The sequence below is a fragment of the Clostridium sp. KNHs214 genome (assembly GCF_000744935.1).
Taxonomy (GTDB): Bacteria; Bacillota; Clostridia; order Clostridiales; family Clostridiaceae; genus Haloimpatiens.
On the sequence record NZ_JQMW01000009.1, the window covers coordinates 1096107 to 1110145 of the forward strand.

At 31.4% G+C, this 14039-nt stretch carries 12 protein-coding genes; 2 read left to right on the forward strand and 10 right to left on the reverse strand.

Going from position 1 to position 14039, the window contains the following annotated elements; all coding sequences use genetic code 11:
* Positions 1 to 14 precede the first annotated feature (14 nt).
* The 4 genes from queA to CC89_RS07725 all read right to left on the reverse strand — a co-directional run bounded on the left by queA (position 15) and on the right by CC89_RS07725 (position 3467).
* Positions 15 to 1040 carry a tRNA preQ1(34) S-adenosylmethionine ribosyltransferase-isomerase QueA gene (gene queA / locus CC89_RS07710; RefSeq protein ID WP_035290886.1) on the reverse strand — a complete coding sequence of 342 codons (1026 nt, stop codon included), beginning with the start codon at positions 1038 to 1040 and terminating at the stop codon, positions 15 to 17.
* Between the two features lie 29 nt (positions 1041 to 1069).
* Positions 1070 to 2101 (reverse strand): Holliday junction branch migration DNA helicase RuvB, encoded by a 1032-nt coding sequence (gene ruvB, locus CC89_RS07715; RefSeq protein ID WP_035290888.1) that lies wholly within the window; start codon positions 2099 to 2101, stop codon positions 1070 to 1072.
* Between the two features lie 10 nt (positions 2102 to 2111).
* Positions 2112 to 2702: a Holliday junction branch migration protein RuvA gene (ruvA, locus tag CC89_RS07720; protein WP_035290890.1), complete on the reverse strand. Its 591-nt coding sequence runs from the start codon at positions 2700 to 2702 to the stop codon at positions 2112 to 2114.
* 159 nt (positions 2703 to 2861) lie between these two features.
* Positions 2862 to 3467: a hypothetical protein gene (locus CC89_RS07725; RefSeq protein ID WP_035290892.1), complete on the reverse strand. Its 606-nt coding sequence runs from the start codon at positions 3465 to 3467 to the stop codon at positions 2862 to 2864.
* A 947-nt stretch (positions 3468 to 4414) separates the two neighbouring features.
* Here CC89_RS07725 and CC89_RS07730 point away from each other — a divergent pair.
* Positions 4415 to 4882 carry an HIT family protein gene (locus CC89_RS07730; protein ID WP_035290893.1) on the forward strand — a complete coding sequence of 156 codons (468 nt, stop codon included), beginning with the start codon at positions 4415 to 4417 and terminating at the stop codon, positions 4880 to 4882.
* Positions 4883 to 4995: 113 nt separating this feature from the next.
* Positions 4996 to 5790 (forward strand): sugar nucleotide-binding protein, encoded by a 795-nt coding sequence (locus CC89_RS07735; protein WP_035290895.1) that lies wholly within the window; start codon positions 4996 to 4998, stop codon positions 5788 to 5790.
* Positions 5791 to 6064: 274 nt separating this feature from the next.
* On the opposite strand, the gene CC89_RS07740 is transcribed toward CC89_RS07735, so the two are convergent.
* The 6 genes from CC89_RS07740 to CC89_RS07765 all read right to left on the reverse strand — a co-directional run bounded on the left by CC89_RS07740 (position 6065) and on the right by CC89_RS07765 (position 14034).
* Positions 6065 to 6355, reverse strand: coding sequence for a hypothetical protein (locus tag CC89_RS07740; protein WP_035290896.1), 291 nt, complete (start codon positions 6353 to 6355; stop codon positions 6065 to 6067).
* A 797-nt stretch (positions 6356 to 7152) separates the two neighbouring features.
* Positions 7153 to 7893 carry a YebC/PmpR family DNA-binding transcriptional regulator gene (locus CC89_RS07745; RefSeq protein ID WP_035290897.1) on the reverse strand — a complete coding sequence of 247 codons (741 nt, stop codon included), beginning with the start codon at positions 7891 to 7893 and terminating at the stop codon, positions 7153 to 7155.
* A 926-nt stretch (positions 7894 to 8819) separates the two neighbouring features.
* Positions 8820 to 9875 carry a hypothetical protein gene (locus CC89_RS07750; protein ID WP_035290898.1) on the reverse strand — a complete coding sequence of 352 codons (1056 nt, stop codon included), beginning with the start codon at positions 9873 to 9875 and terminating at the stop codon, positions 8820 to 8822.
* 349 nt (positions 9876 to 10224) lie between these two features.
* Positions 10225 to 10881, reverse strand: a complete 657-nt coding sequence (locus CC89_RS07755) for a V-type ATP synthase subunit D (protein ID WP_035290899.1) — start codon at positions 10879 to 10881, stop codon at positions 10225 to 10227.
* 2 nt (positions 10882 to 10883) lie between these two features.
* The gene (locus tag CC89_RS07760; RefSeq protein ID WP_035290901.1) at positions 10884 to 12266 is read right to left on the reverse strand and encodes a V-type ATP synthase subunit B; all 1383 of its coding nucleotides are present in this window, start codon (positions 12264 to 12266) and stop codon (positions 10884 to 10886) included.
* Complete coding sequence (locus tag CC89_RS07765) at positions 12259 to 14034, reverse strand: V-type ATP synthase subunit A (RefSeq protein WP_035290902.1); 1776 nt, start codon at positions 14032 to 14034, stop codon at positions 12259 to 12261. Before CC89_RS07765 ends, CC89_RS07760 begins: the two co-directional genes overlap by 8 nt.
* Between the last annotated feature and the right edge of the window lie 5 nt (positions 14035 to 14039).

Sequence of the window (14039 nt, forward strand, 5' to 3'; positions counted from 1 at the left end):
CTTCCTTTCTATTACTATCCTATAAACATAGCATCTCCAAAACTAAAAAATCTATATTTTTCTTTAACTGCTGTGTTATATGCATTCATTATATTTTTTCTTCCAGCCAAAGCACTTACTAACATTATAAGAGTTGATTCTGGAAGATGAAAATTAGTTATCAAAGCATCTACTACTTTAAACTTGTATCCAGGATATATAAATATATCTGTCCAACCTGATTTTTCCGAAACAGTACCATTTTCTTCTCCTATAGTTTCTAATGTCCTAGAAGAAGTAGTACCTACTGCTATAATTCTTCCACCAGCATTTTTAGTTTCATTTATTATGTCTGCAGTTTCTTTTGACATGCAGTAATACTCTGAATGCATATGGTGTTCTTCTATTTTATCAGCTTTTACAGGTCTAAAAGTTCCAAGTCCCACATGTAATGTTAAAAAAGCTACTTTTACTCCCTTAGCTTTTATCTTTTCTAAAAGTTCCTCTGTAAAATGTAATCCTGCTGTAGGTGCTGCTGCTGATCCTACTTCCTTTGAATAAACAGTTTGATATCTTTCCTTATCACTAAGTCTTTCTTTTATATATGGTGGAAGAGGCATTTGTCCTAATTTATCTAAAACTTCTTCAAATATGCCTTTATACTCAAATTCTACTATTCTGCTTCCTTCCTCACCTATATCTACTACTTTAGCTCTTAATTCTCCATTTCCGAAGATAAATTCACTGCCTACCTTAGCTTTTTTGCCAGGCTTAACTAATGTTTCCCATTTATCTTTGTCTATTCTTTTAAGTAATAAAAATTCTATTTTCCCACCAGTTCCTTCCTTACTACCAATAAGCCTAGCCGGAAGCACTCTAGTATTATTTAACACTAGACAATCTCCTGGATTTAAATACATAAGTATATCCTTAAAATGCTTATGTTCTATTTCACCTGAATTTTTATTTAAAACCATAAGTCTTGATTCATCTCTTTTCTCAGCAGGATGCTGAGCTATAAGTTCCTCTGGTAAATCAAAATAAAAATCTTTTACATCCATGTAAACACGTCCTCTTCTGTTAATGTTAATTAAAAAATAGAAATTTGATTATTCTCTATATAATTTTTAGGTATTTCTCTTTTTAAGTGTCTAAATGTTCTTTCCGTTGCCATCCTTCCCCTAGGAGTTCTTATTATAAATCCTTTTTGAAGTAAATATGGCTCGTATACATCCTGTATAGTATCTAATTCCTCTCCTATGAAATAAGCTAAAGTTTCCAGTCCTACTGGTCCTCCCTTGAAATTATCAACTATAGCTGATAATATCTTATTGTCTATACTATCTAGCCCCTCTGAATCCACATCTAAAAGTTTTAAGGCCTTTCTTGCAGTATCTAAATCTATAATTCCATTTCCTTTAACAATAGCATAATCCCTAACTCTTTTTAAAATTCTATTTGCTATTCTTGGAGTTCCTCTAGAACGCCTTGCTATTTCTTCAGCTGCATCCTCTTGTATTTCTACATTTAATATCTTTGAAGATCTGACTATTATATATGTAAGCTCATCTTCCTCATAAAATTCCATAGGACACATTACCCCAAATCTATCCCTAAGAGGTGATGTTAAAAGTCCAACTCTCGTAGTTGCACCTATAAGCGTAAACTTTGGCAAATCTAATCTTATAGATTTAGCTGCTGCCCCCTTACCTATAACTATATCCAAAGCATAATCTTCCATAGCTGGATATAGTATTTCCTCCACAGCTCTGTTTAATCTATGTATTTCATCTATAAACAACACATCAAAATTTCCAAGGCCAGTAAGTATAGCAGCTAGATCTCCAGCTCTTTCTATAGCCGGACCAGAAGTCACTTTCAAATTCCCGGCCATTTCACTAGCAATTATATTAGCCAATGTGGTTTTACCAAGACCTGGTGGGCCATATAAAAGTACATGATCCAAATTTTCTTTTCTTTTTTTAGCCGCTTTTACAAATATGTCTAGCTTTTCTTTTACCTTTTTTTGACCTATATATTCATTAAAACTTTGAGGCCGTAGAGAATAATCATTTTCAAAATCTCCCTCTATATTAGAAGTTGTAACAATTCTATCCCCCATTTTATACACCTCAATTCATTAAATATTTTAAACAATTTTTAATTAACTCTTCAACATTATCGCCTTCAACAGACTTTAATGCTTTATTTCCCTCTTTTTCAGAATATCCTAAAGATACAAGAGCCTGCAAAGCTTCCCTTCTAATCTTATCATCTATAGGCTTATCTTCTTTACTCTCTGCTGCTTCTAATATTCCATCCATATCTATCTTATCTTTAAGTTCAAGTATTATTCTCTGAGCAGTTTTTTTACCTACACCTGGAGCCTTTGTAATTAAGCCCTCATCCCCTAAAACTATAGCCTTTTTAAGATTGGCTACACTGCTTATGGACAAAAGAGATAGCGCAGCTTTAGGGCCCACTCCATTAACTTTTAAAAGTAAATTAAATAAAGACAATTCCTCTCTAGTTAAAAATCCATAAAGTCCAATAAAATCATCCCTCACGATTTGAATTGTATAAATAGTAATTGCTTCACTGGCTTTAGGTATATTAGTTATGGTGTTTCCTGATGTGTATATCTTATAGCCTATACCATTATTTTCAATTATAATATAGTCTTCATTAATACCCATATAAGTTCCTTTTATATACTCATACACACTGATACATTCCCTTCAATGAATAATTTAAATAAGCAACTACATAATACTTTACCACCATAATTAATTTTATTCAAGAAAAAAGAGTATATAGTTCATCCTTATTGCATAAACCCTATACACCCTTTGTTCACTTATATTATACATATTTATTCTATTTTAAGATTGATACTCTGTAATGGCTTCCTTAGCCTTTTCTTTAGTGTCAAACTGAAATTCCGAAGATCCACTTTTAAGCATTTCGACTTCCTCTTTTCTTAAAAGATTAGTCCTTATATCCGTCACATCTTCCTTCTTTTCTATATACATATTTCCTTCATTGTCTGTTCTAAAAATAGCCATATACTCTCCTTTGTCCGTTTTTTCTATACTTATAACATATTTATTTGGAGAATATCTATCCAAGCTCTTAATTAGAATAACTTCTTCCCCATCCATTTTATTTATTTTAAAGCCTTTTTTTGAAAAATAGGATTGAAGCTTTTCTCTATCATATCCTACTATAGACTTATCGTACTTTTCTGCTATTTGTTCTTCTTCTATAGTATCATTACTTTTTAAATACATTACCTTAAATATTAATTTGGTATTGTATTTAACGGTGTTTTGAGATTTGCTTTTACTCATAACAGCATTGCTATCTTTATATAATTCCTCTTTATATTTAGTACTTTTATTATATTTATAATAACCTAAATATCCTCCTACAAAAAGAACTAAAGCCACTGCAGAAAACCATAGTATAAATTTTCTTTTTTTAGACATACTATCAACCTCCTTGTATGGGCTATTATGTCCAATTTGTAAATTTTTATACAATATATAATAAATAATAAATAACTAATCACTACTCACAGCATACTAAAATCATGAATTTATTTCCTGATTAATATCAATATCAATCGTTCTACCGTATATTAATATAATAAGAATCTAATACATTCATCTTAGCAACCTCATTTCTTCACTACAATTCTAAGATTAATCAACCCAATTAATGCCATTTAATACTACTGTTAGGTACTTATTATTTATTATGATTGATAGAATTGTTTTTTTCACATTTAACCAATTATTACAAACATGCTTACCCAAATAATGCAATATTATTCACCATATATTAACTGCATATGATTACCTGTATATGCAATAACCGAATTGCAACATTATTTCTCTAAAGGTAAGTATTATATGCATCGGTTAAGTTAGGGGGTGGCTAAAAGAGCTAAAAAAAAGAAGTTGGGTATCACTCCTAATAAACTTTATGGATTTCAATTTAGGGAATTCTTTTTATTTTTATTACTTATATTAAGCGGGTTTATTTACCGTCACTTACTTATCATAGTCTAATAAACCTCTTTTAGTAAGCTTTTAATATATCAAATACTTACATAATAAACTATATGTCATATATAACATCTTCAATTCGTAATTTGAAACTCATCCCAAAATTTTTTAACGAAATAATACGGTTTTAGGGTGTTATTACAATCAATATTTATCCAAAAACCTATGTAGATTTAGTGTATAAATTGTATATTACGAATTGAAGATATAACATACGATTAATTACTAATCTTTTTTCACTAAGATATTTTAAAATTAGATTAAAGTATAGTGTTGAAATATATATTACTTCTATACAAAATTAACCAATTACTATAAAATAGGATTAGATCATAAATGTAAATTAGTCATGGAGGAGATATATTATGGATAGTTGGAAAAATGATAGAATTGCTTCTGCAGAAAGAGACGAAAATCCTACAGTAATGGTAAAAATGAAAAGTGGATTTGCTGTTATAGGAGATAATCAATTTCTACCTGGATATTGTGTTCTTCTTGGATATCCAAAAGCAAGTTCACTCAACGAGTTATCTTTGGCTGAAAGAACTCAATATTTAACTGATATGACATTAATAGGAGATGCTATTATAAAAGCATGTAATCCATTGAGAATTAATTATTCTATTTTGATGAATTTAGACCACTATTTACATGCACATATTGTAGCACGTTATGATTGGGAACCTGATGAGTATAAGTGCAGACCAATTTATTTTTATCCAAAGGAACAAACAAATGATAGACAATATGAATATTCAAATGAAAAATATGGTGATTTAAAAAGAAATATAACTCAAAATCTACTAGAATTAATGAAGAACGCTGGTTATTAATATTACTAATATAATATTAAGACTGAAAAATAAATAATGTTTTTATATTGTTTCACAAATGTAAAATATGGACTGGCATCCATTTACTATATATTTAAGAATGGAGGGTATTTATGAATTTATTGATAATAGGTGCAAGCGGATATTTAGGAAATACAATATACAAAAAACTCAAGGAATGTACCAATGATAGTATTTATGGGACTTGTTGCAACTCTAATAATCATGAACTTGTACAAGCTAATGTATTAAATAAATTATATATAAAGAGATTGCTTTTATTTAAACCAGATGTAATCATTTGGAGTATTTATGACGCAGAAGAAGAAATGTATTTATCGCAAATAGGTATGAATGAGTTAGTTAATAGAATCTCGAAAGATGTACGATTGATTTATGTTTCTACTACAGTAGGAAAAGGAAAGAACCAGACTGAAAATGTAACCCCTAATAAACGTATGCCTGATGAATATTTATCAAAATATATAAACGGCAAGATTGAAGGAGAGAGTATAGTTGCAAAACATCCTAACCATGTAATCGTAAGACCTGGTAGTATCTATGGCTATGACTATGATGGCAAAATGGATTCCAGAATGAAAGGGCTTCTTGAGATTTCAGAGTCAGGCAAAGATTATTCAAGAACAGCTAATATGTATGCAAGTTTTGTTAATGTTCAAGACCTTGCAGATGCAATAATTGAACTTGCATATAGTAATTTTACAGGAATAATAAATATATCAGGAGAAAGGTCAGTAAGTCATTACGATTTTAACCTGTACTTAACAAAATTAATGGATATTGAAAACAGTTTTATAATACCTGATTATAAGCTAGAAGATGTATACCATAATTTAAATAATGACAAAAGAAAAAAATTGCTAAACGCTTTGATAAGAGATATTTGAAGAACAATAAAACAAGATTATATAGTATATTAGAAGAATTAGTAATATGTCCACTTGTTTAGTTTAATGATTGTTTCGTAATCTTCTTATATCGTTTACAAATAACTAAATAGTTAATGCAAAACCTATGCTAAAACCCATTTAAAAGCATAGGTTTTTTGGTTGCATTCTTTTGAGAGATGTTATAAGGCTTCAATAATCAAAAATTATCATACTACTTATTAGCAACGGAATTATAAAGAGGATAACCGTAAAGGCTTCCCTCATACATTTGTTATTCTTCAAAGTTACCACTATAGTTAATATCATAACCTTGGTGCAATTCCACTTGTTCTTTAATACGTATTATCATTTCTTGTTCATCTGTAAAGTATTCATCTAAAAATCTAGTATGCTTGTACTCCTTCTTTAAGAAATTTCTTTCCCAACCATTCTTGAATACCATTAACCATATCCTTTTATCCTTCTCATTCATATATGCTTTTATTTCAGTGCCATCATTGCAATCTGGTTTGATATGGAATGAATTTACACCATACCCGGTTACCCCCTCCCATAGAAACATGTAATTCCCTTTTCTCCTAAGTATCCGTCTCCAAACTCATAACACTCTTCTACAAATCTTTCATATAAAATAACTTTCTTCCTCCTTAATTTAGACTTAATTGCCTTTATACTTTTATAACAAGTCAAATCCGCATTATGAGACATTGTTGCGATACTTTTTTTTAATCGAGTGAAGTTATCAGAATGGGGCAGATCGGGGGCTGTATCTACTTAAATTGCATTCTTTAATATTAAATATTTACCGTCCTTAGTTAACCCCTTAAAAAACCTCTTTTATAAACTCTATAACCTTCTATTTTCCATAGAATCTAAAACGGAATAGAATCTGCTTCAGCAGATAAATATAAGTCTTACTAATTAAGTCTTATTCGGGTATAAAAGTTACACCACATAGTATCAAAATTACACCTCATAAGGATAAAAATTGCACCTTATAAAATATCTTCATTTCTTGAGTCTTTTCTCTAAATTCTATATTAATTTAACATGGATGCTTTACCCCTACTTTTCCATTGTAGCATAATAAATATGTCAAAAACTAATTAAGATAATCAAGCTGACGAAAACTCTTGGCATGGAATCTTTGGTTATTGTTTTTGTAACTTTTTATTGTCCTACTACTCGTTTTTCTAATTTCACAATCGAATATAAATTCCTTTAATACTTCTTTTAATAACATAAAAAATACACCTCCATAAACTTTTATATAAGCTTATAAGGTGTACTACTCGCATATCCATAATGGATAACAGTAACTTAACATCAACAATTTAGGCTAACTCATTGATATAACTGCTATTCTTCCCATCCTTCTGGGAACTCTGCATTGTGATAAACATCTTGAACGTCGTCATCATCTTCTAATTGGTCAAGTAATTTTTGGAACTTAGTTGATGTCTCTTCATCAATTTCTGTATATGTGTCAGGAATCATTTTTACTTCTGTTTCTAAGAACTCTAGTCCTTGAGATTCTAATGCTTCTCTTACAGTTCCAAATTCTTCTGGAGCCGTAGTTATAACATATACTTCATCTTCAGCTTCAAAATCTTCTGCACCTGCATCTAATGCCATCATCATAATTTCGTCCTCATCAAGACCATCTTTCTTTTCAATAACCATTTGGCCTTTCTTCTGGAACATAAATGATACACATCCGGTTGAACCTAAGTTACCGCCATGTTTAGTGAATGCGTGTCTTACGTTACCAGCACTTCTATTTTTGTTATCTGTAAGCGCGTTTACTATAACAGCTATTCCTGCTGGACCATATCCTTCATATGTTATTTCTTCAAAAGTAACATCTCCTAGTTCTCCTGAAGCCTTTTTAATAGATCTACTTATGTTATCGTTTGGCATGTTATTTGCCTTTGCTTTAGCTATAACATCTCTTAACCTTGGGTTTGCATCAGGGTTTGCTCCTCCCTCTTTTACTGCAACCATCAATTCTTTACCTATTTTCGTAAAAACTTTTGCTCTTTTAGCATCTGCTTTACCTTTTTTAGCTTGTATGTTATGCCATTTTGAATGACCTGACATTTATAATCTCCCCCTAACTTCATCTATGGTAAATTGTATTTTAAACAAATCTTTACACAATATATACGCATAAAGTATCAAAACACATTAATTATATCATATAATGTATTATTATTTCAATTGTCATTTATGTTAATCTTTTATATATATTGTTTAAAACTTAATTGCAAAACTAAATTCTACACCTATATACTAAAACAGCAGAATTTAGTCTTACAAGTTTCTAACAGAGCACTATTTAAACAGTGCTTACAATTACTAAATGACAATATTCAAAATATGCATTTCTAAAATTATTTTATAGCTTTTTATAATTCAGCCCGTAAAACCTCGTATCCTTGTGGTCAATGATGTAAGGACTTTAAGTTAGGGGAGTTCGATGAGAGAGTTACAATTGTTTTTATAAATATAATTGACAATTTTAAAAAACAAATATAAAATATAATAAAACATATACCCACTTGGGGTATATTGGAGGTGGTATTATGAATTTAGAAATTCAAGATAAAGCTTTAAATACAGCTAAAAGTAAAGGTGGAAGCTTCGTTATTTCATATATTACTAAATCCTGTGGATGAGGAGGCATTCCTACAAAATACCTCTGGATCGAGGTTAGAAATGATGTAAGTAATTTAATAAATTATCATATTACCAATTATCAAGGAACACCTGTTTATATAAGTAAAGCCTTAAATATACATGGAAAAGTATATATATATCAAAAAGCAAAACTTCCCTTAATAGGATGCATATTCGGTGTTAAAGGTGTATCTGTTTAATAGTATTTTATGGATAAATGAGGCTGTCGCATTAAGAATAAATACTACAATGTATTGTGCTAATTTTTAATTTGCAAATCAACATATTGTATGTAAATTTCTTAGTGCCACAGCCCCTACATGTGTTGTTTATCTCCGGGGCAGTCTTTACTCAATATATGATATGAAATTGGCCATACTGCCTTTTAAATGATACCTAAGAATATAAGAATTGTCACTTTTTTCATATAATTTTACAAATCCCTTAGCACAACCAGAATTCCAAAAGTTTAATATACTATGCTGCTGGCACAAACCTTTATATATAAGCTTCATCATATTTTCTTTTTCGTCCTGAAAAAAAATTTGTATCTTAGAGCTATCATTAATTGCCTCTAAATATACAGTTACTTTTTTATCATCTTCATCACATGAAAAATCAGAAATTCTCCCACTTCCCAATACTCTATTTGAGTATTTATATTCTTTACCTTCTAAATTCAATACCACAGAGAATTCTTTATTTAACTCCTTTTTAAGTATTATAGGTGACAATCCTATTAAGTTTAAATTTGCATCTACTTTTTCTTTTAATTCACTTTTAAAAGAATTACAATTCATATTTACCCAAAATCCAAAATCTGCATTCATAAAAACCTTCATTTCATATCCATTACTTCTGCCTTGTATAACTTTATATTCCTGTCCATTATATTTTATATTTCCTATAAATTCTGTATTAAATCTCTCTAAACTAGATGCTATGCTTATAATATTATTTTCAACATTATAGGGTATTCTGTTTTTCTTTTCTAGTTCCCAAGAAAATTCTCCACAATTAGACATAAACTCATTGTGCTTTTCAGCACAATTCTCTCCTAAATATACATTTCCCTTTAAGTAATTTTCACTAACTGTACAATGACCTATGAATATTTGATATTCCTTTACATAATTTTTAATATTAAAATAATTGCCACCATAAAAATTATTTACTTGAACACCACCATTTTCCCAAGTTCCTGCTCTGACCATAGCATAAGAAGGCTCACTAAATTTAGGCTCAAAAGCTGAGCCCTCTGGATTTACTACATAGTACTGAATAAAAAAAGGTCTCTCCTCTCCAGTACTTTCATTTACAGCCAAAAAATAATGCCACCAATATTTGTACTTACTCATTTCTAATTTCCATTTCATCTCGTTTATTTTTTTAGAAATTTCCATATTAGCACCATCCCCAATATTTTTATAATTGCTAAGTTACATGAAAAGAAATAACAAGTCAAAGATTCTAGTATATTTTATATTAGACAAGAAAACAGATTACGTCACTAATAAGACCATCGTCGGATTTTGCTGACCCAGTATATACTAACATACTGATTTATTATTTATTTGAATGTGCCCAAAGTTAAGATAAAACTTCATGTGAAACCATAAAATTTATTTATAATTGCTTATTTAAAAATATAATATACCAATTCTATATTATTACATTTTACCCTACTACTTCATTTAAAATTAACACTTTGTTCACCTTTAAAGATAAAAAAAGACGGACAGTGTCCGTCTTTTAACTATTTGCTTTTTCTTTAGCTTCCTCAAGCATACTCTTAACCTTCATAAGTCTAGTCAAGTTACCTCTTTCATTTTCATCCAATTTCATTTGAATATATTTTATAGTTTCTTGAAGTTGAGGTATAGTCATATATTCAAGAGCATTAACTCTTCTTCTAGTCTTCTCTATTTCATCAGACATTAGCTGACAAGACTTCTCTACTTCAGCAAGTTCTAAAAGTTTAGGAATTATGGTATATAGTTTTTCTAATGCACCATCTAATTCTCCAGATGTATTAGCAAAACCATAAGGGTATATACTTCCTTCGTCCCCCTCTAATTCTCTTTTAAAGTTCATAACAGGTACATTTACGCTCATTATGTTCTTTTGATTTACTTCTACAGATATGTTTTCTTTTGGATAAGCTATAGCTTCTTCCAAAAATTCTGAAGACATAAGTGCCCTTGCCATTACAAAGTCCTTTAATGATGCTTCTAATTCTTTTTCCACACTTTTTCTTAGCTGATTGTTGTACTTTATTAAATCTATGAATCTTCTCATAAGCTCATCTTGTTTATCTTTTAGTAACTTATGACCTCTAGTTGCTGTTACAAGCCTCTTTTTAAGCTTGGTAAGCTCCATTCTAGTAGGATTAACATTTAGCCTTGCCATGGCTAATCATCCTTTCTTTCTTCAATATACTTCTCTAAATATTCATCTCTTATTCTCTTAAGTTCTGTTCTTGGAAGTATCTTTAATAGTTTCCAACCAAGATTCAAAGTTTCCTCTATAGTTCTATTAGCTTCAAACCCTTGAGCTACATATTCTTTTTCAAAGCTTTCTGCAAACTCTGCATACTTTTTGTCTGTATCAGATAAAGCAGATTCACCTAATATAGCTGCTAGTTCTTTTGCTTGCTTACCTTGTGCATAGGCAGAGAACAACTGGTTCATAGTATCAGCATGATCTTCTCTTGTTTTTTCTTTTCCTATACCTTTATCTTTAAGTCTTGATAGGGATGGTAAAACATCTATTGGAGGCATAATACCTTTCTTGTAAAGTTCCCTTGATAGTATTATCTGTCCTTCAGTGATATATCCCGTTAAGTCTGGAATTGGGTGAGTTTTATCATCCTCAGGCATTGTTAATATTGGTATTTGTGTTATAGAGCCCTCTTTGCCCCTAAGTCTTCCTGCTCTTTCATATATAGTAGAAAGGTCAGTATATAGATATCCTGGATATCCTCTTCTACCTGGTACTTCTTTTCTTGCTGCTGAAACTTCACGAAGAGCTTCACAGTAGTTTGTTATATCTGTTAAAATTACAAGAACGTGCATTCCTTTTTCATAAGCTAAGTACTCAGCTGTAGTTAATGCCATTCTTGGAGTAGCTATTCTTTCAATAGCTGGATCTGAAGCTAGATTCATAAATAGAACTGATCTATCTATAGCACCTGTTTTTGTGAACTCCTCCACGAAGAATTCAGCTTCTTCAAAAGTTATACCTATAGCTGCAAAAACCACCGCGAACTTTGAACTAGAATTTAAAACTTTAGCCTGTCTTGCTATTTGAGCAGCTAGTTGTGAATGTGGAAGACCTGAGCCTGAGAAAACAGGTAGTTTTTGTCCCCTAACTAACGTATTAAGTCCATCAATAGCAGATATACCAGTTTGTATAAACTCCGATGGAAAATCTCTTGCCACAGGGTTTATAGCTTCACCATTTATATCAAGTCTCTTCTCTGGAATTATCTTTGGACCATTATCCTTTGGTTTTCCCATTCCATCAAAAACTCTTCCTAACATATCTTCTGATACGCCAATTTCCAAAGGTCTTCCTAAAAATTTAGCTTTAGTTCCTTTTAAATTAATTCCTGAAGAACCTTCAAATAACTGAACCATGGCTCTATCTCCGTTAACTTCAAGAACCTTTCCTCTTCTCATTTCACCAGTTTGTATCTCTATTTCAACAAGTTCATCATACTTAACGCCTTCTACGCCTTCTACAACCATAAGCGGTCCAACTATTTCTTTAACTGTTCTGTATTCCTTAAGCATCTAGAACCCCTCCTTCGCTGATGAGATTATCCATTTGGCTCTTTAGCTCATTATATATTTCATCAATCTTACTCAATTCACTCTCTGGAGTATATTTACTTCTAGCTATTCTATCTCTAACAGGTAACTTTAATATTTTATCTAAATAAACTCCTGCTTTAAGGGCTCTTTCCGCTTCCTCCTTAAATAGAACTATTAATTTTAACATTTTGTATTGTTTATCCAAAGAAGCATAAGTATCTATTTCGTGGAAAGCATTTTGTTGCAAATAATCTTCTCTTATAGATTTAGCAACTTCAAGCTTCAATCTATCTTTTTCTGATAGTGCATCTATACCTACAAGTCTAACTATTTCTTCTAAGTTTGCTTCTTCTTGAAGTAAAACCATAGCATCTGTTCTTAAAGCTGACCAATCTGACGCAACTTTTTCATCCATCCAAGCTCCCATTTTCTCTAAGTACAGAGAATAAGAATTTAACCAGTTTATTGAAGGGAAGTGTCTTCTATATGCAAGCTGTGCATCTAGTCCCCAGAAAACCTTAACTATTCGTAATGTAGCTTGTGTAACTGGCTCTGAAAGGTCTCCACCTGGAGGAGATACGGCTCCTATAGCTGTAACTGCTCCCTCTCTTCCATCTTCACCTAAGCAAATTACCTTACCAGCTCTTTCATAGTAATCAGCAAGTCTTGATCCTAAATATGCTGGATAACCTTCATCACCAGGCATTTCCTCAAGTCTTCCTGACATTTCTCTTAAAGCTTCAGCCCAACGAGATGTAGAGTCAGCCATTATTGATACAGAATATCCCATATCTCTAAAATACTCTGCTATAGTAATTCCTGTATATATGGAAGCTTCTCTAGCTGCCACGGGCATATTTGATGTGTTAGCTATTAAAACAGTTCTCTTCATCAAGCTTTCTCCAGTTCTTGGGTCCTTAAGCTCTGGGAACTCGTTAAGAACGTCTGTCATCTCATTTCCACGTTCTCCACATCCAACATAAACAACTATTTCTGCATCTCCCCATTTAGCTATTTGGTGCTGAACTACTGTTTTACCTGCACCAAATGGTCCTGGTACTGCAGCAGCTCCACCCTTTGCCACTGGGAAAAAGGTATCTATAACTCTTTGTCCTGTAGTCATTGGTTCCACTGGATTTACCTTTCTTGAATACGGTCTACCTTTTCTAACAGGCCATTTTTGTAAAAGAGTTATTTCTTTTTCACCCTTTTGAGTGTCTAAAACACATACCATTTCCTCTATAGTAAATTCGCCTTCTTTTATTTCTTTAACTGTTCCTTCCATTCCGTAAGGCACCATTATTTTATGGACTACTACAGCGGTTTCTTGTATTGTACCTATTACATCACCAGTTGAAACTTTATCTCCAACTTTCACCGTTGGTTTAAAGTCCCATTTCTTATCTCTATCTAATGCTAAAACAGAAACACCTTTTTTTAAAAATGAACTTTTTGACTTTTCCATAAAAGCATCTAGTGGTCTTTGTATTCCATCAAACATTGATTCTATAAGTCCAGGTCCAAGTTCTACACTTAGAGGTTCTCCTGTTGTAACTACAGGGTCTCCAGGTCCTATACCTGAAGTTTCTTCATATACCTGAATTGAAGCCCTGTCCTCTCTCATTTCTATTATTTCACCTATAAGGCCCTTTTCTCCAACTCTTACAACGTCATATATATTAGCTTCATCCATGTTCTCTGCAACTACCAATGGACCTGAAACTTTTATAATTCTTCCAGTTTTCAAGTTAC